This is a genomic window from Shouchella tritolerans (assembly GCF_025770735.1).
Classification (GTDB): Bacteria; Bacillota; Bacilli; order Bacillales; family Bacillaceae_D; genus Shouchella; species Shouchella tritolerans.
Genome location: NZ_JAODPB010000006.1, coordinates 158,212 through 179,628, shown reverse-complemented (window position 1 = coordinate 179,628; position 21,417 = coordinate 158,212). Strand labels below are relative to the sequence as shown.

24 protein-coding genes are annotated in these 21,417 nt (G+C 45.5%); 12 read left to right on the top strand and 12 right to left on the bottom strand.

Annotated elements, in window-relative coordinates:
• Positions 1-6 precede the first annotated feature (6 nt).
• From N6H06_RS18890 to N6H06_RS18880, 3 genes are read left to right on the top strand one after another with little or no spacing between them, the layout of a single operon-like run.
• Positions 7-288, top strand: coding sequence for a PTS sugar transporter subunit IIB (locus N6H06_RS18890; RefSeq protein WP_062750373.1), 282 nt, complete (start codon positions 7-9; stop codon positions 286-288).
• Positions 289-331: 43 nt separating this feature from the next.
• Positions 332-1,609, top strand: coding sequence for a PTS ascorbate transporter subunit IIC (locus N6H06_RS18885; RefSeq protein WP_062750372.1), 1,278 nt, complete (start codon positions 332-334; stop codon positions 1,607-1,609).
• Between the two features lie 14 nt (positions 1,610-1,623).
• Positions 1,624-2,364: an SIS domain-containing protein gene (locus tag N6H06_RS18880; protein WP_213029558.1), complete on the top strand. Its 741-nt coding sequence runs from the start codon at positions 1,624-1,626 to the stop codon at positions 2,362-2,364.
• A 32-nt stretch (positions 2,365-2,396) separates the two neighbouring features.
• Here the strand turns inward: N6H06_RS18880 and N6H06_RS18875 are convergent, their stop codons facing one another.
• Together N6H06_RS18875 and N6H06_RS18870 are read right to left on the bottom strand one after the other, a co-directional pair.
• A complete protein-coding gene (locus N6H06_RS18875) occupies positions 2,397-3,083 on the bottom strand; it encodes a queuosine precursor transporter (protein WP_062750370.1) in 687 nt (228 codons plus the stop codon).
• 131 nt (positions 3,084-3,214) lie between these two features.
• The gene (locus N6H06_RS18870) at positions 3,215-4,018 is read right to left on the bottom strand and encodes an Fpg/Nei family DNA glycosylase (RefSeq protein WP_213029557.1); all 804 of its coding nucleotides are present in this window, start codon (positions 4,016-4,018) and stop codon (positions 3,215-3,217) included.
• 105 nt (positions 4,019-4,123) lie between these two features.
• On the opposite strand from N6H06_RS18870, the gene N6H06_RS18865 reads away from it, so the two are divergent.
• On the top strand, positions 4,124-5,563 hold the full coding sequence (locus N6H06_RS18865) for a 4-hydroxyphenylacetate 3-hydroxylase family protein (RefSeq protein ID WP_213029556.1): 1,440 nt from the start codon (positions 4,124-4,126) through the stop codon (positions 5,561-5,563).
• Positions 5,564-5,571: 8 nt separating this feature from the next.
• On the opposite strand, the gene moaC is transcribed toward N6H06_RS18865, so the two are convergent.
• The 3 genes from moaC to N6H06_RS18850 are packed head-to-tail and all read right to left on the bottom strand — an operon-like array spanning position 5,572 to position 7,138.
• Positions 5,572-6,075: a cyclic pyranopterin monophosphate synthase MoaC gene (gene moaC, locus N6H06_RS18860; protein ID WP_062750367.1), complete on the bottom strand. Its 504-nt coding sequence runs from the start codon at positions 6,073-6,075 to the stop codon at positions 5,572-5,574.
• A gap of 5 nt (positions 6,076-6,080) precedes the next feature.
• Complete coding sequence (locus N6H06_RS18855; RefSeq protein WP_263707703.1) at positions 6,081-6,653, bottom strand: molybdenum cofactor guanylyltransferase; 573 nt, start codon at positions 6,651-6,653, stop codon at positions 6,081-6,083.
• Positions 6,650-7,138: a MogA/MoaB family molybdenum cofactor biosynthesis protein gene (locus N6H06_RS18850; RefSeq protein ID WP_062750365.1), complete on the bottom strand. Its 489-nt coding sequence runs from the start codon at positions 7,136-7,138 to the stop codon at positions 6,650-6,652. The genes N6H06_RS18855 and N6H06_RS18850 overlap by 4 nt, the downstream gene beginning before the upstream one ends.
• An 88-nt stretch (positions 7,139-7,226) precedes the next feature.
• Between N6H06_RS18850 and moaA the strand changes: the two genes are divergently transcribed.
• Genes moaA through moaD form a run of 5 tightly spaced genes read left to right on the top strand, consistent with a single transcriptional unit; the run spans position 7,227 to position 10,703 of the window.
• The gene (gene moaA, locus N6H06_RS18845) at positions 7,227-8,243 is read left to right on the top strand and encodes a GTP 3',8-cyclase MoaA (RefSeq protein ID WP_213029554.1); all 1,017 of its coding nucleotides are present in this window, start codon (positions 7,227-7,229) and stop codon (positions 8,241-8,243) included.
• A gap of 13 nt (positions 8,244-8,256) precedes the next feature.
• Positions 8,257-9,543: a molybdopterin molybdotransferase MoeA gene (locus N6H06_RS18840; RefSeq protein ID WP_263707702.1), complete on the top strand. Its 1,287-nt coding sequence runs from the start codon at positions 8,257-8,259 to the stop codon at positions 9,541-9,543.
• A complete protein-coding gene (gene mobB, locus N6H06_RS18835; protein WP_263707701.1) occupies positions 9,510-10,025 on the top strand; it encodes a molybdopterin-guanine dinucleotide biosynthesis protein B in 516 nt (171 codons plus the stop codon). Before N6H06_RS18840 ends, mobB begins: the two co-directional genes overlap by 34 nt.
• Complete coding sequence (locus N6H06_RS18830) at positions 10,025-10,453, top strand: molybdenum cofactor biosynthesis protein MoaE (RefSeq protein WP_062750362.1); 429 nt, start codon at positions 10,025-10,027, stop codon at positions 10,451-10,453. The genes mobB and N6H06_RS18830 overlap by 1 nt, the downstream gene beginning before the upstream one ends.
• Positions 10,454-10,463: 10 nt before the next feature.
• The gene (gene moaD, locus N6H06_RS18825) at positions 10,464-10,703 is read left to right on the top strand and encodes a molybdopterin converting factor subunit 1 (RefSeq protein WP_062750361.1); all 240 of its coding nucleotides are present in this window, start codon (positions 10,464-10,466) and stop codon (positions 10,701-10,703) included.
• A gap of 23 nt (positions 10,704-10,726) precedes the next feature.
• Here the strand turns inward: moaD and N6H06_RS18820 are convergent, their stop codons facing one another.
• Positions 10,727-11,536: a formate/nitrite transporter family protein gene (locus N6H06_RS18820; protein WP_062750360.1), complete on the bottom strand. Its 810-nt coding sequence runs from the start codon at positions 11,534-11,536 to the stop codon at positions 10,727-10,729.
• 138 nt (positions 11,537-11,674) lie between these two features.
• On the opposite strand from N6H06_RS18820, the gene fdhF reads away from it, so the two are divergent.
• Genes fdhF through fdhD form a run of 3 tightly spaced genes read left to right on the top strand, consistent with a single transcriptional unit; the run spans position 11,675 to position 16,066 of the window.
• Entirely contained in the window at positions 11,675-14,632 is a 2,958-nt protein-coding gene (gene fdhF / locus N6H06_RS18815) for a formate dehydrogenase subunit alpha (RefSeq protein ID WP_213029551.1), read from the top strand.
• Positions 14,625-15,251 carry a DUF1641 domain-containing protein gene (locus N6H06_RS18810; RefSeq protein WP_062750358.1) on the top strand — a complete coding sequence of 209 codons (627 nt, stop codon included), beginning with the start codon at positions 14,625-14,627 and terminating at the stop codon, positions 15,249-15,251. Before fdhF ends, N6H06_RS18810 begins: the two co-directional genes overlap by 8 nt.
• An 11-nt stretch (positions 15,252-15,262) precedes the next feature.
• Complete coding sequence (gene fdhD, locus N6H06_RS18805; protein ID WP_213029589.1) at positions 15,263-16,066, top strand: formate dehydrogenase accessory sulfurtransferase FdhD; 804 nt, start codon at positions 15,263-15,265, stop codon at positions 16,064-16,066.
• A 22-nt stretch (positions 16,067-16,088) separates the two neighbouring features.
• Here fdhD and N6H06_RS18800 read toward each other — a convergent pair whose 3' ends face one another.
• The 6 genes from N6H06_RS18800 to N6H06_RS18775 all read right to left on the bottom strand — a co-directional run bounded on the left by N6H06_RS18800 (position 16,089) and on the right by N6H06_RS18775 (position 21,298).
• Positions 16,089-16,598, bottom strand: a complete 510-nt coding sequence (locus N6H06_RS18800) for a ferritin-like domain-containing protein (RefSeq protein WP_062750357.1) — start codon at positions 16,596-16,598, stop codon at positions 16,089-16,091.
• Between the two features lie 212 nt (positions 16,599-16,810).
• Entirely contained in the window at positions 16,811-16,990 is a 180-nt protein-coding gene (locus N6H06_RS18795; protein WP_062750356.1) for a hypothetical protein, read from the bottom strand.
• 83 nt (positions 16,991-17,073) lie between these two features.
• Positions 17,074-17,238, bottom strand: a complete 165-nt coding sequence (locus tag N6H06_RS18790; protein WP_157730329.1) for a hypothetical protein — start codon at positions 17,236-17,238, stop codon at positions 17,074-17,076.
• A gap of 119 nt (positions 17,239-17,357) precedes the next feature.
• Positions 17,358-19,949 carry a YfhO family protein gene (locus N6H06_RS18785; RefSeq protein WP_263707699.1) on the bottom strand — a complete coding sequence of 864 codons (2,592 nt, stop codon included), beginning with the start codon at positions 19,947-19,949 and terminating at the stop codon, positions 17,358-17,360.
• The gene (locus tag N6H06_RS18780; protein ID WP_062750354.1) at positions 19,939-20,358 is read right to left on the bottom strand and encodes a GtrA family protein; all 420 of its coding nucleotides are present in this window, start codon (positions 20,356-20,358) and stop codon (positions 19,939-19,941) included. Before N6H06_RS18780 ends, N6H06_RS18785 begins: the two co-directional genes overlap by 11 nt.
• The gene (locus N6H06_RS18775; RefSeq protein WP_062750353.1) at positions 20,342-21,298 is read right to left on the bottom strand and encodes a glycosyltransferase family 2 protein; all 957 of its coding nucleotides are present in this window, start codon (positions 21,296-21,298) and stop codon (positions 20,342-20,344) included. The genes N6H06_RS18780 and N6H06_RS18775 overlap by 17 nt, the downstream gene beginning before the upstream one ends.
• Between the last annotated feature and the right edge of the window lie 119 nt (positions 21,299-21,417).

Here is a 21,417-nt window from a genome sequence, read left to right as displayed (position 1 = left end):
AGTCGTATGAGCAAATTAAAAATTATGACAGTATGTGGGTTTGGCCTTGGTTCTTCCATGGTACTAAAAATGAACTTGGAAAGTGTTTTAAAAGAGTTGGGCATAGACGCCGATGTGTTTACTGGAGATGTCGCTTCTGCGCAAAGTACGCCTGCGGACTATATCTTCACAAGCAAAGAGTTAGGGGAAAAGTTGCAGGAGTCAGCTGGGAAACCAGTTGTCATCATTAACAGTTTTGTCAACAAGGCAGAGATCAAAGAAAAAGCAGCGGCGGAAATCAAGGCTTAAGCCTTGGCCGCTTTGCTTTCCAACATAAAAAGGGGGGTTTCCCATGCAAGGAGTTATGAACTTTTTTATTGAAATCATCCGGGAACCAGCAATTTTTCTTGGGCTTATTGCATTGATTGGCTTGTTGTTGTTGAAAAAAGATTTTTCGACTGTTGTCTCAGGAACGGCGAAAACGATCATTGGTGTTGTCATTTTAACACAGGGAACAAATATTTTAACAAGCTCGATTGCGCCGCTAACAGAAGGTTTTAACTTAATGTATGACATCCAAGAAGCGGAAGTAGCGCCTGCGTTAGGGTCTGATACGATTTTAAGCCAATATGGGACGCAAATCGGAATCGCAATGCTCATTGCTTTCGTCATTAATTTGCTTGTCGCACGCTTTACGAAGATCAAACACGTGTTTTTAACTGGTCATATGTTGTTTTGGTTTCCGTTTATCTTTGTGGCAGTTGGAGTTGAAAACGCTCTTAGCAATACGCAAATAATCTTGTTTGCTTCATTGATGACAGCACTCTATATTATTATAGCGCCCGCGCTTTTGCGCCCATTTATTCGCAAAGTAACGGGTTCAGATGATTTTATCATTGGCCATCCGACCACGATCCTGTCCCTTGTTTCTGGTTGGGTGGGGATGCTGTTTGGCACGAAAGGAAGATCGTCGGAAGAAATAAAATTCCCTAAATCTACCGAATTCTTGCGTGAAATTAGCATCACGTCTTCGATTACGATGTTTTTTGTTTATATGGTCGTGTCCCTTATTATCGGGTTTGACGCTGCTTCAACAGCGTTTGGAGCGGAACAGAACTTGTTTATTTATAGCCTCATGCAAGGGATTTTGTTTGGCGCTGGATTAACGATCTTATTGCTAGGTGTACGAATGATGCTTGCGGAAATTATTCCAGCATTCCAAGGGATTTCACAAAAATGGATTCCAAATGCCGTTCCCGCACTCGATGCGCCAATTTTGTTTCCGTTTGCCCCAAATGCTGTACTGATTGGGTTTATTGTTTCCATGATTACCTCGGTGGCAACGATTTTCGTGACGGGCAGCCTCGGTTTGTTTAGCTTTGTCATTGTGCCTCTTACCATTACATGCTTTTTTGAAATTGGCACGGCTGCTATTATTGGAAACGCAACTGGCGGGCTAAAAGGAGCCATTGCTGGGTCAGCCACGGCAGGTGTCGTGATGATTTTACTTGTCGGCCTTTCTGTACCAGTGTTGAGCGGAACGGTGTCAGACTGGATTGTGATTTTTGGCGGCAACGATTTCTCGCTCTGGTCTTTTATCGGTGATTTAGTTGCCAAACTCTTTCCTTAAGGAGGACGAAATCAATGTCTTACGTGGAGCAATATTACGAGGCGGTTAACCGTCTCTTACAGCAAGCAGTCGAAGAGGGGGAAGATGTTCTCGAAAAAGCGGCTGATATCATGGTCAATGCCATTAACGAAGGCAAGTCACTCTATCTTTTTGGCGCTTCCCATGCCGGCATTATTGCAGAAGATGCCTTTTACCGTGCCGGCGGCTTGGCACTGTTCAATCCAATTTTTAGCCCAGCGCTTATGCTGAATGTTGAACCGATCACATTGACTTCTAAATTGGAACGGCTTGAAGGATACGGAAATCTTTTGCTTGAATCAAAGCCGGTAAAACAAGGCGATGTGTTGTTTATCCACTCGGTGTCTGGCAGAAATCCTGTTGCGATCGATATGGCGATAGCAGCAAAACAAAAAGGAATGACCGTTATAGCGCTGACCAACGTTTCCTACTCTCAAAGTGTGGAGTCCCGTCACTCTTCTGGGAAACGGTTATTCGAAGCAAGCGATTTGGTGATTGACAACCACGGTGAGCCAGGTGACGCGGCTGTTTCTGTAAAATCGTTGTCGCAAAAGGTCGCTCCGACTTCAACGATTGTTGGCAGCTTTATCATTCATTCAATCGTTCTAAAAATGATTGAACAACTTGAAGAGGCGGGCCGTGAAGTTCCAGTCTTCCGCAGTGCTAACTTAGATGGTGGCGACGCGTATAATGAAGCCATGATGGAGCGGCACAAACATCAAATTCACTATATGTAAGTAAAAAAACAGGACAATTGAGTCCTGTTTTTTTACTTGATCAGCTCTAATGGTTTAATGCTTCTCAACCAATAAATGAATGGGATGCCAAGCAACGCGACAAGAAATTTCATCAAGTAAGTGGTGAAAGCAATTTCGAGCCAGATATCAAACGAGTAAACACCGAGGAAGGCGATCGAGCAAAAGATGAGTGTATCAAAGGCTTGGCCAATAAAACTAGAGGCACTATTGCGGAGCCAGAGCATCGACGGCTTTGGGAATAGCCTTTTGAAAAAAGCGAAAATGTATACATTCAAATGGTTACTAATTAAGTAAGCAATAAGGCTGCCTGCGGCAATGCGAAGTGCGAAGTCAAAGATGAATTCCAAGTGTTGTTGTGCTAAGTCTTCGCTATGGGGCGGGAAATGGACAACGAACTGCATAATGACTGTTGAAATGAACAAAGTGGCAAAACCAAGCCATACAGCCGTCCTCGCCGTTTGTTTATCGTGTTTTTCATTTAGCAAATCAGTGGCCAAGAATGTAGTCGCATACATCACATTTCCAAGCGTCACGATTAGCCCAAACAACTCAACCGTTTTTACAACCTGCAAATTGGCAAGGATAGTAGCAAACCCGATCCAACAAATCATGCCAGTCTTGCCAAATACTTTATAAAAAAGGACAAGCAATAAAAAATTGATGAGGGCGAAAATAAACCCATATAACTCTGTCGGCATAATGCAAAATCTCCTTCGTTTAGATAACGCAGGAAGGTTTCGAACTGCGTTGTTACCGTAGGACACTTTACCACATCTCATTCAAGAAGTACAGGCAGATTTTTGTGACAAGCGTTACACGAAACGAAGCGCTAATGTTGGCAAACTTGACAAAAAAACACGTTTTTCTTTGATACTTCCTGACGAATAATGAGGTTGCCGCAACGGAAGCATGCTTTGCCTTCACGATCATACACACGAAGTTTACTGTCCATGCCGCCTGTCAACCGATCGAAAGCAGTAAAAGGGTGGCTCATATAGCCGCCGGCATCGGCAGCCGCTTGCAGCGTCGGTGCGATTGCTTGGTACAGTGCCTCTAATTCCTTGGAAGAGAGGGAGTCGATTGTCCGTAAAGGGATTAACTTAGCATGAAAACAAATTTCATCTGCATAGCAATTGCCAATCCCAGAAAGATAGGCTTGGTTGGTTAAAAAAGGTTTTACCATCGTACGTCTATGCTCGGCAATGGCCTTAAAATCGTCAGCGTTAACGCCACTTGCTTCTGGGCCAAACTTAGCAAGAACGCGCTTAGCAGACTGTTGGTCATGGAGGTGAAGGTAGCCGAGGCGTAGCCCGATAAAATAAAGGTTGTGTAGTGAAAAGGAGAGAATCACTTGTTTGGTTCGATCTGGCGCATCTTCCTCTGTCCCCCAATACAGCCACCCACCTAGCATTAAATGAAGCAAAAGCATTTGCCCGTTCGCCAAGTGGAAGAGCAACTGTTTACCTCGTCGTGAGACTTCCGTAACAGTCTGATGTTGTAACGCTGACTTAAAATCGACGACAGGCACATTGATGGATTTCTCTCGGTTCACCTCTATGTCCGTGATCATTTGGCCAACTACAGTACGGGTGAGCCATTTTTGATAGGTGGCCATTTCAGGCATCTCAGGCATCGCAGTCACTCCTCTCTATTTAGTTAGTTTTTACCTGGGCCCATTTCGTTATACACCTCCATTTTGTCCGTCGCATAGGCTAATAGCGTCTAAGGAGGCGTTGATATGGCAATGGCGACTGGTGCTGAATATTTAAAGCGAATTGCCCAACTAGAAAGCACAATTTGGATTGATGGTGAATGCGTAAAAGGGAAAAGTACAGAACATCCTGCTTTTAAGGCAGTGTTAGAAGCAAAAGCGAGCTTGTACGATATGGTGCTGGACGATGCCCACGGGGATATTTTGCAAGCAAGCGACAAAAACTCTAATTTTTCTTTTGAAATCCCACGCACAAAAGCAGATTTAGCGAAGCGCAGGAAAGCGACTCAATTGTGGGCACAATCAACTTTAGGCGTACTAGGCCGTTCTCCTGAATATGTGAATACAATGATTGCGATTATGGCAGGGGCAAAAGATTTCTTTGCTGAAGATGGAAAAGAGTATGGGGAAAGCATACAATCCATTTATGAACGAGCTGTAAAGAACGACTACACGTTTACGCACACGTTTGTCAATCCTTCAATTAGCAGGAAGCCATTTTATCCTGACGGAGAAAGCGTAGAGCAGCCAGTTGCTGCAAAAATTGTCGAGGAAAACGAAAAGGGAGTCGTGATAGACGGAGCGCGGCTTTTGGCGACACAAGGGGGGATTACTGACGAACTTCTAGTTCTTCCATCAGCTGCATTTGTCGATAGCGATTATTTGTTTGGCTGCACTGTCCCTTCAGATGCAGAAGGGCTCATATTTTTAAGCAGGCCTTCTTTTGACAAAGAAACGCGGTTTGACTACCCTTTATCAGCTACTCTTGAAGAGGGCGATGCAGTTGTCGTGTTCGACCATGTCTTTGTCCCGTGGGAACGGATATTTATGTATAGAAATGAATGGCTAATGAGCCAGCTCTTTGCTAGAACAGGCATTGAAGCATTTTTGCTGTATCAGGCGGCGAACAGGCAAATCGTTAAAACGGAGTGGCTGCTCGGCATTGCCCAAGCGCTTGTCGATACACTGGATATCGGTCAGCACACTCATGTGCAAGGGAAAGTATCAGAAGTAATTGTAGCTCTTGAAGCAATGCGTGGATTTGTTTACTCAGCAGAAACGCAAGCGCAAGCAAATGAGTACAATATAATGGTACCGAAGTTAGAACCGCTAAAAGCTAGTGCGTGTTATTTTCAAATGACGTACCCGCGCTTGATTGAGATCATTCAATTGCTTGGCGCAAGCCACTTCATCTCGGCGCCAAGCAAAAGGGATTTTGCCTCGCCGATCGCCGGGAGATTAGAACGTTTTATGCGCGGAGAATATACGAGCGCGAAGGAAAAAACGAAATTGCTCCGCCTTGCTCGCGATCTAAGCATTAGCGAATTTGGCTCACGGCAAATGTTGTACGAACGTTATTTTTTCGGTGATCCAGTTCGTGTCGCTTCTGGTCTTTACCATTTTTCAGATTGTGAAAAACGGAAGTACGTGGAATGGGTGCAAACCTTTTTGAAAAAAATGGATTAGGGGCAATCCTAATCCATTTTTTCTCGTCTGCGTGGGTGGTAAAAGTCACCGTTTTTGCCGCCTGTTTTTTTGACAAGCAACGTTTCTTCAATCACCATGCTTTTATCGACCGCTTTGCACATATCGTAAAAAGTCAGCGCAGCAGCTGTAACAGCTGTTAATGCTTCCATTTCAACGCCTGTGTTGCCGTCAACGGTCACAGTTGCGCCAATCACGAGCATGTAGCCGTCTTTAACTGGTTCATACTTAAAAGAAAGGTCTGTCCCTTGGATGAGGATGGGGTGACACATTGGAATCCACTCAGCCGTCTTCTTGGCGGCCATGATTCCTGCTACTTGGGCAACTGGCAAAGGGTTGCCTTTTTTTAATGATTGTTCATGGATCGCCTCGTAAAGGTGGTTCGAAATCCGGACGCGGCATTCTGCTGTCGCAGTTCGACTTGTTGCTGATTTAGAGGAGATGTCAACCATTTTAGGAAGCCCGTCTTCGTTGTAGTGTGAGAATTGGCTCAAGGGAATCACTCCTTCCAGTCTGACTGGAAATTAATGTTGATAAATGCGGGTTCATCTGCTGAAAAAGAAACATGTTTAGACGTTGCGATTTGATATAAAGCACGCATTCGCTTTTCTTCCTGCCCAAGTTTAGGAAAATAGTGCAAACAGCGTCTATGGTAAAGAGCATGGAGCGGTTGTGCTCTCGTGCCGCTTATTGGCAAGACGATATCAACGCCTGGGGTAGAGCGAGCTTCATGGACGAGCTGTTTGATCATAGCTGAGTGGACATAGGGTAAGTCACCGGCCAAGACTTGGAACCACTCATGCCCTATAGCACTCCCCTTTTCTATCGCATGTTGAAGGGCAATGAGCGGCCCTTCGTAAGGAGTCGTATCACAAATGACTGGCACCCCGATGTTGGTAAAAGCAGGCGCTAGGGCACTGTTGGTAACGGCGTAAACATTGGCAATGCCAGCTTGTTCTAACGCGATAAAACTACGCATGACAAGGGGAATTCCTTGATGGTCGGCAAATAGTTTTTGACTTCCATATCTGGAAGATTTCCCGCCAGCTAGGACAAGACCGGCAATGTTCATTTGCGCAATTCTCCAGCTAAATGAGATAAAATCGGCAAGATAAAGGCTTCCATTGCGAATGTAACAGCATTCTTTGAGCCAGGCAGGCAAAAGATGGCTGTGTTCTCGCGTACGCCAGCAAGTGCATTGCTAAGGAGTGCCTTTGCGCCGATCTGCTCGTAACTTTTAACGCGGAACAATTCGCCAAAACCTTTCATTTCTTTATCAAGAAGCGGGTAAACGGTTTGAATCGTGATATCGCGCTTGCTAAGCCCGGTGCCACCGTTCGTGATGATCGCATCAATATCGACGGCTTGAGCCCATTCTGTCACAGTCTGGTGCAGTTTGTCTGCATCATCGTCGATCAGTTTGTAACGGACGACTTGATGGTGCTGTTTTAATAGCGATTGAATGGTTTGGCCGCTTTTGTCTTCTGCCTCACTGCGGCTATCTGAGAGTGTGAGGACCGCAACTTTTACAACTGGCACATCGTGAGTATGATGCATTTTCTTTTACCCTCCACTTCAGCTATACTAAAATTGTGGAAATAGCTTCTTCATACTTATTGTAAGTGAGGGAGGAAGGAGGCGTAAAGTGGCGAACCAACGAATTTGTGATAAGCTAGAGCGGCCTTTGCAAGATTTACGCATCTCAATCATGGATCGCTGCAATTTCCGTTGCTCTTATTGCATGCCAGCAGAAGTGTTTGGCCCAGATCATGCTTTTATGGATGAAAGCGAGCTTCTTTCTGTTGATGAAATTGTTCGCACAGCAGAGCAGTTTGTGCAGTTAGGCGTCAAAAAAATCCGCATTACAGGGGGAGAGCCGCTGCTTCGCAAAGAAGTGCCGCTTTTGATTGGCCGACTCCATGCTATAGAGGGCTTGGAAGATCTAGCGTTGACGACAAATGGCGTGATGTTGCCAAAGTTGGCGAAAGCCCTTAAAGACGCTGGATTGCAACGGGTCAATATTAGCCTAGATGCGTTGTCCACGGAAACATTTCAAAAAATGAGCGGACGTAAGACGAAGCCGCAAGCGGTGTTTAACGGTATTGCTGCTGCCAAGGACGCGGGACTCGGCGTGAAAATAAACATGGTAGTCAAACGAGGCGCAAATGAACAGGAGGTCATTCCCCTTGCACGTTATGCAAAGGAGCTTGGTGTCACATTGCGCTTTATTGAATTTATGGATGTTGGGCAAACGAATGGCTGGGATTTTTCCTATGTTGTATCGAAAAAGGAATTGTACAAGCTCGTCTCACAAATTGGGCCATTAGAGCCGGTAAATCAAGCCTATTACGGTGAAGTAGCCTCCCGTTATCGCTATAGTGGCACAGATACGGAAGTTGGCTTTATTTCTTCGGTTACCGAAACGTTTTGCCATTCGTGCACTCGTGCGCGCCTATCGGCTGATGGAAAATTATTTACATGCTTATTCTCGGAAAATGGCACAGACTTGCGTGCTGATTTGCGCAAGGGAATTTCCGACGAGGCATTGCAGCAAAAAATCAGGCAAATATGGGCAGTGCGGGCTGATCGCTACTCAGAGCTACGTACGGAAGAAACAGCAAAAACAAGAAAAAAAATTGAGATGTCTTATATTGGAGGTTAACAGGAGGTAAAAAATGGTAGAGCGAAGATTGCCGATTCAAATCGAAGAGGCAGTAGAGCGTGTATTGCAAGAAATGGATGTCCCTGTTCGTACAGAGTCAGTCCCACTTCTAGATGCCACGCAACGTTTTTTGGCTGCTGATCTTGTTGCGGACCACGACGTCCCTTCTTTTGACCGTTCGCCGTACGATGGCTATGCGCTTCGCTCGTTGGATACGGCGCAAGCAAGTCGAACAAACCCAGTGCGTTTAAAAACAGTTGGTGAGATTGGTGCGGGGACTGTCTTTACAGGAGACGTGAAAGCAGGGGAAACGGTGCGCATTATGACAGGGGCAAAAATTCCGAACGGTTGTGATGCCGTAGCGATGCTTGAAGTCGTTAAAGAAGAGGGCGATGGCTATATCACCATTGTTCGCCCCTTTGCAGCGAACACGAATATTTCTTTTCAAGGAGAAGACACGCGAAAGGGGACAGCCCTTGTCAAAAAAGGTAGCTATATCCATCCAGGCGTCGCCGCTTTACTGGCGACGTTTGGATACAACCACGTGCCTGTGGCCGTTCAGCCAACCGTTGGCATTTTGTCGACGGGAAGCGAACTGTTGGAAGTCGGCGAACCGCTAACGCCTGGGAAAATCCGCAACAGCAATGCGTATATGATTGCAGCCCAAGTAAGGCAAGCAGGTGGACAGCCTGTTATATATGGACAGCTACCAGATGATCTCAATCTATGTGAGCAGGCAGTGCGCAATATGCTTGAAGAAGTCGATATTGTTATTACAACTGGAGGGGCTTCTGTCGGTGATTTTGATCTTGTGCCTCAACTAATTGAGAAAATAGGCGCCAAGCAAATTTTTAACAAAGTAGCAATGAGGCCAGGAAGTGTCACAACAGCGGCTCATGTTGGCGGCAAGCCGTTTTTCGGTTTGTCAGGCAATCCAGGGGCTTGTTTTGTTGGCTGCGAGTTGTTTGTCCGCCCCCTCATCCGGCGTAGCCTTCAAGCTCAAAACATCCATTTGAAAAAGAGCAAAGCGATTTTAGCGGTTGATTTTCCAAAACCGAACCCATTTACAAGATTGGTGCGCGGTACTCTTTCAGAAGAAGATGGCATTCATAAAGTAGCGCCCTCTGGCCTCGACAAGTCAGGGTCGGTCATTTCTCTTGCTGAAGCAGATGTGTTGATGATGTTGCCTGGGGGGACGCGTGGCTATCAATCTGGTATGGAAGTGGATATATTGCTTTTAGGTGAACAACAAGGAAGTGAATGGCCGTGGGGAAGCGTTGCCGTATCTTCCAAGTTGTAGGCTACAAAAATGCAGGCAAAACGACATTAATGGAGCAATTAATTGCGGTCCTTCGCAATGAAGGGATGGGGGTATCCTGCCTGAAGCACCATGGCCATGGGGGAGCGCCTGCGGGCAGCACAGACAGTGACCGGTTTCTTCTTGCCGGAGCCAATGGGAGCTCGGTCGAGGGAGATGGCGTATTAAAAATCGTTGCGAAAAAGCGGGAATGGACGCTTGCGCAATTGTTGCAGCTTCAAGTGCTTATCGATCAACCAGACGTCATTTTAGTAGAGGGGTGGAAAAACGCTCCGTACCCAAAAGTCGTTTTGCTGTGCGATGACGGCGACTGGCCCCTTCTCGAGTTGGAACAAGTACAGTGCGCCATCGATTGGGGCAATAACAAGGAAAAGAGGGCGTTTCCTGTTTTTGGCATCAATGAACATCAACGCTATATTCCATACTTGAAAAAGCAAATTCTAGAAAGCGGGGCTTATTTTTAGTGTTTCAGTTAACCGATAAACCGATTGATGTCCAACAGGTAATCAACCAAGTGACCGACAGAAACTGCGGAGCGATCGCCACTTTTATCGGCACTGTCCGTGAGTTTACCAATGGCAAAAAAACAGTGCGTCTGGAATACATCGCCTATGAATCAATGGCTGAAAAAATGCTGAAACGGATTGGCGCTGAAATAAACGAAAGATGGCCAGGTACAAATGTAGCGATTGTACACAGGCTCGGCGTTCTCGATATTTCTGAAGCAGCGGTCGTGATCGCAGTCAGTTCACCACATCGACAGGCCGCGTATGAGGCCAATGCATACGCAATGGAACGGATAAAAGCGATGGTGCCAATATGGAAAAAAGAAATTTGGGAAGATGGCAGTTCGTGGATTGGCGACCAGCTTGAAACCAAACGGTATACATAAGGGGGACAACATGATTACAGTTCTTTTTTTTGCCGGGCTAGCCGAACAAGCTGGCCGGGCAGAAACAAAAGTTGATTTTGCTGGAAGGACAGTAGAAGAATTGACGGAGTGGGCCATCGACATGCATCGACTTTCTCCCGCTTCACTGAACGATGCAATGGTTGCAGTAAACGAAGAGTTTGCGAGCCAGTCGACTGAGCTGACGGCAGGGGATGTCGTGGCTTTTATCCCCCCTGTAAGCGGCGGTTAAAACCTTGCAAACACTGCAAGGTTTTAACCGCTTTTTTTGTCAACTTGTTTCCGAGACGACTCATTCTTTTTTTGGCTAATGGCTACATAAGCACCAGCGACAAACAGAGAGCCACCAATGACATTGCCGATCGTAACAGGAATCAAATTATAAAAAAATCCGCCAATTGTGACGATATCACTGCCGCCATGGAACAGGGCCATACCAAGAAGAGACATGTTGGCGACACTATGTTCGAAACCGGATGCGATAAAGGCAAAAATGAGCACAAAAATGAGAAAAAGTTTGGCGATGTCGCCTTCCGCTCGGAGCGAAGTCCAAATCGCGAGGCAAACGATCCAATTGCAGAGGATGCCTCTGAAAAACAACTCGTATAGAGGCGCATTCATCTTATCGGCCGCAAGAGACATCATATAATGATTGGCCCCAGCGTCAGCAAAAATGCCAGTAAGGAAGACGAGATACGAGAGCAGCAACGCGCCGACTAAATTGCCTACAAAGCTCCAACTCCAAATTGAGGCTGTTTGTTTCCAAGTGGTGGTACCACTTAATGAGCTGGCAGTAAAAATTAAATGGTTGCCTGTGAAAAGTTCTGAGCCACCCCAGAGCACGAGTGCTAAAGCAAGTCCAAACGTAGCGCCAGTCACGACAGACAAAAATGGTGAGCTGACCTGATAGAGTGGATCGCCGACAGAAAAAAGCACAATCGAGCCGACGCCAACATAAGCACCGGCAAGCATGGCAGCAAGAAAATAACGCAGTGGAGAAGAGTGGAGCAGCCCGTGTTTCTGTTTCGCCTGAGAGTCTAGCTTGGCCAGTGTGTTGTTATACATAAATGGCCCTCCTTTCATCGTTACCCGTATACCCAGTCGCTTCCATTTTAAAACGGTTTCATAAGCGGAAAACGTCTAGGTTTTATTGCAGGATTTTGCGGGTAGGGGAGGAAAGAGGAAATAAGGGGGGAATAAAAATTGGCCAGACAGTTCGAAGTTACGTTGAACGGGAAAAAGGAAACGGTTACAAACGCACGCTCACTCTTCACTTTCCTAGCGGAGAAAAAAGTGGAAGTGCCTAGCCTGTGCTATCATCCAAGTTTAGGGGCGATCGAAACGTGCGACACTTGTATTGTAGAAGTAAACGGCGAATTTGTCCGCTCATGCTCGACAGATATCAAGCCTGGCGATACGATTAATACAAAAAACGCTGGCGTGCATGAGGCTCAATTTATCGCAATGGACCGCATTCTTGGCAATCACGAACTGTATTGTACGGTATGCGATTACAATAACGGCAACTGCGAGATACATAATGCGGTCAAAGAAATGAAGATGACACACCAGGAAACGGAACATTCTTCAAAAAAGGCAGAAGTACAGCGTAACGCATTTTATCGCTATGATCCAGACCAGTGCATATTATGCGGGCGCTGTGTTGAAGCATGCCAAGACTTGCAAGTAACGGAAACACTATCGATTGATTGGAGTTTAGAACGGCCACGCGTTATTTGGGATAAACACTCACCCATTGACGAATCATCTTGTGTCAACTGTGGACACTGTTCAACGGTGTGTCCTTGCAATGCAATGATGGAAGTTGGCATGGAAGGTGAGGCTGGGTATTTAACAGCGATTAAGGAAAATTCAATGCGGCCGATGATTAACATTACAAAGAATGTAGAAACAGGCTATCAATCATTAATGGCTGTTTCCGATGTAGAAGCGATTATGCGAGAAGAGCGGATCAATAAAACAAAGACTGTTTGCACGTACTGTGGCGTAGGTTGTTCATTCGATGTGTGGACAAAAGGGAGACAGATTTTAAAAGTCGAACCACAACCTGAAGCACCGGCAAACGGCATTTCTACTTGTGTCAAAGGCAAATTCGGCTGGGATTTTGTCAATAGTGAGGAACGATTAACAAAACCATTGATTCGTGAAGGGGACGGATTCCGCGAAACGAATTGGGAAGAGGCGCTCGACGTTATCGCTCGTAAATTTAAGGAAGCGATCGATCAGAACGGTCCTGATTCACTCGCCTTCATTTCCTCGTCTAAATGTACGAACGAAGAATCGTATTTGATGCAAAAATTGGCAAGAGCTGTAGTTGGCACGAATAACATCGACAATTGTTCCCGCTACTGCCAGTCTCCAGCGACGAAAGGATTGTGGCGCACTGTCGGCTACGGCGGCGATTCAGGGGGAATTGAAGATATCGCAAAAGCAAAATTGGTTATTTCCATTGGTTCCAATACAACAGAATCACATCCGGTTTTGGCAACACGGGTGAAACGAGCGCAAAAACTACATGGGCAAAAAGTGATTGTCGCCGACATTCGCAAGCATGAGCTTGCTGAACGTGCGGATGTATTTATTAAGCCAGCACCAGGCAGCGACCTCGTGTGGCTGTCTGCTGTGACGAAATACATCATTGACCAAGGTTGGCACGATGAAGCGTTTTTGCGAAAGCATGTCAACAATGTGGAAACATTTATTGACAGCTTAGCCGTATATACACTCGATTACGCCGAAAAAGCAACAAATTTGTCAAAAGAAGAAATGATTGCGGTTGCTACAGCCATCCACGAGGCTGATACAACTTGCATTCTCTGGGCAATGGGCGTTACCCAACATGGCGGCGGAAGCGATACGAGCACAGCCATTTCAAACTTACTCCTTGTTACAGGCAACTATATGAAGCCAGGCGCAGGAGCTTACCCGCTGCGAGGCCATAACAATGTCCAAGGCGCTAGTGATTTTGGCAGCATGCCTGATCGGTTCCCTGGATACCAATTTGTTAGCGATGACGAGGTGCGCCAGCGCTATGAACAAAAATGGGGTGTTAAAATCCCAGCAGAACCTGGCTTGAATAACCATGAAATGGTCGACGCGATCCATGAAGGGAAGTTGAATATCCTCTATTTAAAAGGCGAGGACATGGGCATAGTCGATTCAAATGCCAACTATGTGCAAGCTGCTTTTGAAAAGCTGGACTTTTTTGTTGTCCAAGACGTGTTCTTTTCGAAAACGGCCCAATTCGCCGATGTAGTCTTGCCAGCAAGCCCGAGCCTTGAAAAAGAAGGGACATTTACAAATACGGAGCGGCGTGTGCAAAGGCTATATCAAGTCCTTGAACCACTTGGCGATTCTCGCCCTGACTGGATGATTATCCGAGACATTGCCAATCGCCTTGGTGCCGCTTGGTCTTATAAACATCCATCTGAGATTATGGACGAGGCAGCATCGCTAGCGCCATTGTTTGCTGGCGTACGCTACGACCGCCTTGAAGGCTACAACAGCTTGCAATGGCCAGTTGCAGAAGATGGCACAGATACACCTTTGCTGTTTAAAGACAAATTCCCGCTGCCAGAAGGAAAAGCCCGCCTATACCCGGTTGCATGGACGAAGCCGCTTGAATTTGGGGATGAGTATGACATTCACGTTAACAATGGAAGGTTGCTTGAACATTTCCATGAAGGCAATCTGACGTATAAATCGAAGGCGATCAGCGGAAAAACGCCAGAAGTATTTTTAGAAGTATCGAAGGAGCTTGCTAAAGACCGGGGCATTACGGATGGCACAAAAGTACGGCTTACATCGCCATACGGCAGCGTGAAAGTAAGGTGCATTGTCACTGAACGAGTCGCAGGAAAAGAAGTCTATTTGCCGATGAACACGAGCGGAGAGGGAGCAATCAATTATTTGACAAGCTCTCATTCAGACAAAGACACCGACACGCCTGCTTATAAAGAGGTAGCTGCTAAAATGGAAGTGTTAGAGCCACAAGGCAATAACCCACTTCCAAAGACGAACCACCGCTATGGCAATCCTCAGCCACAAATAGGCGTGCGCGTTCAAGAAAAGTGGGCCCGAAAGGATTATGTGTTTCCCGGCGATGTGGTAAAGGAAAGGAGAGCGCAGACCAATGGCTAAGGCGACGACGGTCATCCGTAAGCTTGAAATAGACCCAGCAGAAAAGCGCCAAAACGATTTAAAAGAGCTGGAAGACGCTTTTTTAGACAACAAGGAGGCGATCGAGTCCGCCGTAAAGCTCCTTGGCCGTATCCACGAAAAGGGGGCGCTTGATATCGCCCACGGCGCAATAGGCCAAAGCGATAAAATATTGGAGCGAATTGTAATAGCACTTGATCATCCCAATGTGACACAGTCGCTCAAGAACATGTTATTACTCGTTGAAGCATTGGGTACAGTGAGAATGGCAGACTTGGAACCAATCGTTTATAAAATCAACTCAAGCATTGAAAAAGTTGCCGATTATGAACATGTTGAGGGCCAAGGTGGAGGCTTTGCCGGTTTGCTCCGCGCGTTGAGAGACGAGCAAGTGATCGAAGGAATGAATGTGCTGCTTGCAATCGTAAAAGGATTGGGCATCAATCAGGAAGACATAGAAGAAAACCAAACGATGCACGAGCGTTCCGAACCCGTTACCCGTCGGAATGCACCAAAGCGCCAACCTGCACAAGGAAAGTGGTACATGTTAGCGGCAGGCGCTCTTGCTTGCGCGCTTCCGCTTATCTGGAAAAGGAAATAACGGTTATGCCTATGGAAAAGAACATACAAACATCAAGACAAATATGGCGTTTTCAGGCAGGAGAGCCACTGCGGATAGACGATCCCATTGCGAGGGAACAGCCTGTAACGCTGAAAATCAACGGTGAGGAGTTTGCTACGCTTGTTTGTACGCCAACCTATTTGGAAGAAATGGCCATTGGATTTCTAGTTTCCGAAGGCCTTATCCGAGCGTATGAGGAAGTAAAGACGATATGGATCGATGATAGGCAAGGGTTTATCCATATTGAACTAGTACGGCCAATAGATCGCTTGCACCAGCACTTGCAAACAAAACGGTATATGGGATCATGCTGTGGGATGAGCAGGCAAGGGTTCGTCTTTGCGGCCGATGCAAAGACAGCGAAGAAAGTGCAAACAAGAGATGTGAAGCTAAATGCTGGCGATTGTTTCCGGTTAATGGCGGAGCTCCAGGAAAATGCACGTACATTTCAGCAAACAGGCGGTGTCCACAATGCAGCATTGGCGGCGAAGGATGGACTGCTTCTCATGCGGGAAGATGTCGGCCGCCACAATGCTTTAGATAAACTCTACGGCCATTGTTTGCAAAACGGGCTTTCCCTGCAAGGCAAATTAGTGGTTTTTAGCGGCCGGCTGTCAGCGGAAATTATTCTTAAAGTGGCTAAAATCGGTTGTGAGCTAGTTCTGTCCAAATCGGCCCCAACCGATAGGGCACTGCAAATTGCCGAGGAATTGAACATAACAACAGTCGGTTTTATTCGCAATCGCTCGATGAATGTCTATACGGTGCCAGAACGAATCGAGCTAAAAAGCTAGAGCGAACCGCTTCTAGCTTTTTTTAATATGAAATTCCGCCAGTGCTGTAGATCGTTAAGAAAGATAGTAGCCATAAGGCATGTCGCTGCTCATCACGAGCAAGAGAAGCATACATTTCTTTCAAAGCAGGGTGAGGGGCAAAGCGAGCCGCCTGTTCAAACGCATAAGCTGCAGCTTGTTCTTTTTCAAACGCCGCTTTTAAAGCCGGTATATAGTCGTTTCGAGGTAAGGTAGGTTCGGTAATAGTAGGGTCTTTGCCGCTTAATTGCTTGTAAGCATGAACCAGCGTTTGATAATGATTTTTTTCTTCTTCAATGGTCGCATCAATAAGAGAAGCCAAGTGTTGCGTAGGCGCTTGGCTGCGAAGCTGCTCATATTCCGCCACTGATTGGTAAGACAATTGGGTAAATTGCTGCAACTCAGCCCGCTGCTCTTTGGATACAGTTGGCGAACTTGCTCCCCGCGTCACTGGCCCAGCAGATGGAGTAGGTGGAGGGCCCGAGAAAGAGGGAGCGGCCCGTTTTTTAAACATAGTTTACCTCCTCGCATAAATGGTATGAACCTATGTTTATGCGCTGAAAAAGGCAGACATTCACAAATAACCGGCCCTAACCATCACTTAGACTAATAGAGAACACTTGTCAGCTGGGGGAAGAACGAGAATGAGCATCCGAATAGAAGGTGAGCAACCATTAAACTAGCTGTTAGCGTTTTTACAATATAAACCGGCCTGAAATGAGCCGGTTAATCTTTGTCTGGTTTCTGTTTTTTTGAATAAAAACTTGCCATTGTACCGACAACAATGCCAATAACGATTCCAAGTGGGATGCTATTTAAAGCAATACTAACGGCAATTCCAATCAAAAGGCCAAAAATCATTCCGAATGTCTCATTAGGTGGTTTCTTTTGGGTAGCTTTGGACATGTCGAACCTCCAGTAGTGTTGCTACATGTATTGTAGCGGACAACTCTGCTGCGGTCAAAAGATCGCTAGCTCCTGGTTCATTGTTAGCTTTGAGCGTTGCGGGGTTTGAATAGTAGAGAAAGGATTGAACCGAGTACGAGTAAAACAAACATGGTGCAAGTAATTGCCAATTCTGAAACACCTAAGTAAAGCAGCAGAACGCCAAGTCCAATGAGCAAAGCGACATAACCAATAAAAATTCGTTTCATTAAGAATCCTCCTTCTTTAATATTTTGTCATAATCATATGAATATTGCCATGGCCGTTTTTTGTAGATTTAACCTCCATAATAACAGTTTCGTTGTTTAAAGGCAAGAAAAAAACAGCATTATCGCTGTTTTTTTCTTGCAATCGCCCAACCAGCCGCTAAAAGCAAACCAGTGGCTGTTAAAAAGGCGGAAAGGCGGAAGAATGGAGGCAAGTAAGAAAAGACGATGTGATTTTCGCCTGCTTGCAAGGGTACGCCGAGAAAGGCATAGTTTACTTTAAGCAGTTCAGCCTTTTCACCATTAACCTCCACTTCCCAGCCTTTTTCATAAGGCACAGGTATGGCCAGCACCTTGTTCTCCTCATCATTGGCATAATCAATCGCTATTTCCCGCGAAGACAATTGAACAGGAATGTCTTCGTTCGTTTCAACTGCTTCATCAAGGCGGCTATAGGTTTCTGTGTAAAGCGCCAACTCGTCTAATGTATAGCTTCCTTCTGGGACGCGTAACGATAATACGTCATTGGCCGCTACACGAATCGTTATGTGGTTTACATCGGTTCGGTAAATCGACTCACGGGATTTGCGCGAGGTTTTGAATTCATTGACTGTTAACTGAAATAATGGAGCAGTCTCAGAATTGTTCCGGAGATAAAATGACAAGTAGTCATCGATCTCGCTTTCATCCCGTTCACCTATGTAAATGTCAATCCCCCCTATTTCTTCCGTCACAGTCAATCGGCCATTTTCATATGTTCCGCCTACTGCTTCAATTTCAGCTTCGTTTATACGGTTTTGGGCTTGTGGTGTAAACTCGGCCGTCTCTAGACCCGGTTCGACAATAATGCCTTCAAGCATGGCGTGCTCCCGATCAAGGATGCTTAACGACGAAAGCTGATCTTCACTATAGGTCGAAGAAGAGACACGGGCAAAAGGAAGGACGTTTTCGTTCTCGTAAAGTGTATAGCGTTCATTGTTGGCCACTTTTGAAAAACCGTATGGGATCGGCGATTCTTTATGTTGATCGGCGAGTTTATATTTGACTTGGAATAAGCTATGCAAGTTAGCGCGATCTCCAAAGCCCGAATAACGGCTGACGCTTTCTCGGTTCATGTCAATTTGCAAATCATGATAGTAGAAGAACAGAAGATGCTTATTTAACACACTCGAATAGGCGCTCGTCCCATGAAAATCTTGAACAAGTGGTGTGTTGTTGCGGAAATCAGCGACCCACTCCACTCTGGAAAGAGGCCTTTCATCGACTGCCTCTGTAAGCAGCTCCCGCTGAGCGTCGTGGTCATACTCATGGCTTTGTAAAAATGCTGCCGATGTATTGTGCAAGTTTCCGTTTTCATAGAGGCGCTCTTTTTGGTAAATATTCGCAAGTCCAAGCTGTAAAACGGCAAGGCTAACAAGTAAGATGGGCATCCAAACTTTAGGATGTTTTTGCACGAAGAGCAAAAGCACCAGTGTTAGCACAGCGCTAATCATCAGCAAATAAGCTTGGCCAGATTGGAATAAGGACGATGTTTCATATCCTAATAAATAGCTGAGCGCGAAAGCGAAGCCTGTTAGAAAAAAGGCAATCCAAAAGTCGCGTTTGGCCAATGTTTTTAATGACGGCAAGGCAACGGCAACGGCAGCTGCTAGCAAAAAAGACCCCATATATTGAAACCGGTATTGGGGAGCTGAAAAGCCATTAAAGACGCTACCGATCATCGGGCTATAATGGAAAGCGACAAACAACAAGGCCATAAACGCAAAAAAGCGAAAAGGCTTTTGTTTATAAAGAGAGCGTGCAAACAGGCAAAAGATGAAAATGGCTGGCAAAATGAGCAGCCTGCTCGTATAAAAAACGTTGTCATGCAATTCAACCCATTTAATTGGATCAGTAAAGGCGGGGCGATAATTATTGACATACCCGTAAACCGCCGGTATAAAGGCGATGGCTCCGATCAAAAAGCCGATTAAAACAGAAGGGATATACAAGCGCAGCTGTTGCTTGATTGAACTTTCATGATCGGACAAAGGAAAGAAAAAGCGCAAGAGTGCATAAAGGCCAATAAACAGAAAGTTCATGTAGGCAAAGTAAAAATTGTTCACTAGTGACAAAGCAATAGCAGCAATCAGCCACCATGGTTTCTGTTCGCGAATGATTTTCTCAACGCCAAGCACGAGTAGAGGCAACCATAAATAAGCATCCGCAAAAAATTCCCAAAAAGCAGCGTGTCTAAAATACATTACACTTCCGCCATATAACACGGCTCCGATAAAGGCGTACTTGGCTTTTATGTTCATATAGCAAAATACGAGTGATGTAATGAACACAACAGCCGCAAGGCGGAATGCGTTTACAAAGACAGCCGCTTGCCCCCAAAAAAGGACCGTGTCAGGATCAGCAAACAGCCCAAGTACTTCGCCAGAATAGATAACAAGAAATGTAAGGAAGAATACAGTGCTTGTGGCAAAATAATAAGCAAGTTGGCTGAAAATCCCTCCTCCGAGGCCAAACTGAAGGGAATAAAAGAACGATCCTTCACTGTACAGGCTGTACAGAAATTGCTTAAAGGGCAACATTTGCGCTGTGCCGTCATTGGGACCGACCATGAATTGGCCGTTTGCCGACTGATAAAAGAAAAAAGCGTGCGCAGCTGCTGCAAATAGCACGCTTCCGATCAATAAAGAAAGCAACGTCCTTAAATTAAACTTCATGTTGGACTCCATCTCGTTTTAAAATTTTTGCAGTGACAATATACGTAATTGGGACAGTGAATAGGACAGCCACTAAAGGTGCAAGAGGGGCAGGCAACCCGATCCATTCAACGAGTACAAAAACAAGCACTGTCGATACGCTAAAGTTGACAGCTTGCGTCAACGGAAATTGCAGGAATGTTTTCCAAGAAGGCTTAACGCCAAATGTAAAAAATACATTTAAAAAATAAGAGCCAATCATACTCAGTAAAAAAGCTGTCACATGGGCAGCTAAATAATGGAGCGAAAAGACTTGCTGAAACAGCAAGTAAAGCAAGTAAAACGTTCCTGTATTAATTCCGCCGACGAAAGCAAAACGGACAAACGAGTTGTGGTAGATTTTCTTCCATATGTTAGTGCGCTCGTTCATACCGTTTTCCTTTAGTCGCATTTGTTTCTTTCACTAAATAATGGGGGCGACGTTTCGTTTCATTGTAAATCCTGCCAATATACTCACCGATGATCCCTAGAGACACAAGCTGTACGCCTCCTAAAAACAACACGGCTGAAATAATCGTAAAGTAGCCAGGGACATCAATGCCTGTACGGATGATTTCAGCAAACATAATGAAAATGTACAGAAGAGCAGCTGCTAAAATAAAGCCGCCCATGTAAAAGCAAATGCGCAATGGCTTCATATTAAAAGACACGATTCCATCAATGCCATAATTGACCAACTTAGAGAAAGACCATTTTGATTCGCCATTTTGCCGGGAAACATTTTCGTAATAAACGACTTTTTGGTCAAAACCGATCCAAGAAAACAGCCCTTTTGAGAAGCGGTTGCCTTCGCTCATAATCAAAAGCGCGTCGACAGCGCGTCTGCTTAACAAGCGAAAATCGCCGACACCGTCTTCGAGCTCAACATCGACAATTTTGTTGATGAACTTGTAATACAGTTTTGAGGCTGTGCTACGAAAAAAGCCCTCTCCTTTTCGGTCACGGCAAGCAATCACTTGATCATACCCTTCTTCAAAACCTTCTAACAGGTCTTTGATCAAATGGACCGGATGTTGCAAATCAGCGTCAATAACAACAACACAGTCTCCTTTGGCATGCTGGAATCCTGCGACGATAGCAGCTTCCTTGCCAAAATTCCGTGTAAATGACACATAATGTACTTGTGGATGCCAAGTAGATAAACGCTGGAGCAACGGCAGCGTGCCATCGGAACTGCCATCGTCTATATAGATGACTTCCCAGCGGTAGTGGGTATCCTTAAGAGTTTCCCTTAAAGCAAAGTAAAAAGGTTCAACATTTTCCTCTTCATTAAATGAAGGGACGATAACAGAAAGCAACGGCTTGTTCATCTCCGAGCCTCCATTTCTTTACAAGATATTGCTCCATTTTATCTTACCCTGTTTCACGCCTATTCAATCTTACAGTTCGTTTGCAAAATGCGAAAAACTATGGTTGCTTGTAAAAAAGT

Coding starts and splice junctions, on each gene's coding strand:
- N6H06_RS18795 (WP_062750356.1), bottom strand. CDS start 16,990: ATGTCCAAAGCTACCCAAAAGAAACCACCTAATGAGACATTCGGAATG.
- N6H06_RS18890 (WP_062750373.1), top strand. CDS start 7: ATGAGCAAATTAAAAATTATGACAGTATGTGGGTTTGGCCTTGGTTCT.
- N6H06_RS18870 (WP_213029557.1), bottom strand. CDS start 4,018: ATGCCTGAGATGCCTGAAATGGCCACCTATCAAAAATGGCTCACCCGT.
- N6H06_RS18785 (WP_263707699.1), bottom strand. CDS start 19,949: ATGAAGTTTAATTTAAGGACGTTGCTTTCTTTATTGATCGGAAGCGTG.
- N6H06_RS18840 (WP_263707702.1), top strand. CDS start 8,257: ATGGTAGAGCGAAGATTGCCGATTCAAATCGAAGAGGCAGTAGAGCGT.
- N6H06_RS18865 (WP_213029556.1), top strand. CDS start 4,124: ATGGCAATGGCGACTGGTGCTGAATATTTAAAGCGAATTGCCCAACTA.
- N6H06_RS18800 (WP_062750357.1), bottom strand. CDS start 16,598: ATGTTTAAAAAACGGGCCGCTCCCTCTTTCTCGGGCCCTCCACCTACT.
- N6H06_RS18850 (WP_062750365.1), bottom strand. CDS start 7,138: ATGCATCATACTCACGATGTGCCAGTTGTAAAAGTTGCGGTCCTCACA.
- fdhD (WP_213029589.1), top strand. CDS start 15,263: ATGGAAAAGAACATACAAACATCAAGACAAATATGGCGTTTTCAGGCA.
- N6H06_RS18880 (WP_213029558.1), top strand. CDS start 1,624: ATGTCTTACGTGGAGCAATATTACGAGGCGGTTAACCGTCTCTTACAG.
- N6H06_RS18810 (WP_062750358.1), top strand. CDS start 14,625: ATGGCTAAGGCGACGACGGTCATCCGTAAGCTTGAAATAGACCCAGCA.
- moaD (WP_062750361.1), top strand. CDS start 10,464: ATGATTACAGTTCTTTTTTTTGCCGGGCTAGCCGAACAAGCTGGCCGG.
- N6H06_RS18820 (WP_062750360.1), bottom strand. CDS start 11,536: ATGTATAACAACACACTGGCCAAGCTAGACTCTCAGGCGAAACAGAAA.
- N6H06_RS18875 (WP_062750370.1), bottom strand. CDS start 3,083: ATGCCGACAGAGTTATATGGGTTTATTTTCGCCCTCATCAATTTTTTA.
- N6H06_RS18855 (WP_263707703.1), bottom strand. CDS start 6,653: ATGAACATTGCCGGTCTTGTCCTAGCTGGCGGGAAATCTTCCAGATAT.
- N6H06_RS18775 (WP_062750353.1), bottom strand. CDS start 21,298: ATGAACAAGCCGTTGCTTTCTGTTATCGTCCCTTCATTTAATGAAGAG.
- N6H06_RS18790 (WP_157730329.1), bottom strand. CDS start 17,238: ATGAAACGAATTTTTATTGGTTATGTCGCTTTGCTCATTGGACTTGGC.
- N6H06_RS18780 (WP_062750354.1), bottom strand. CDS start 20,358: ATGAACGAGCGCACTAACATATGGAAGAAAATCTACCACAACTCGTTT.
- N6H06_RS18885 (WP_062750372.1), top strand. CDS start 332: ATGCAAGGAGTTATGAACTTTTTTATTGAAATCATCCGGGAACCAGCA.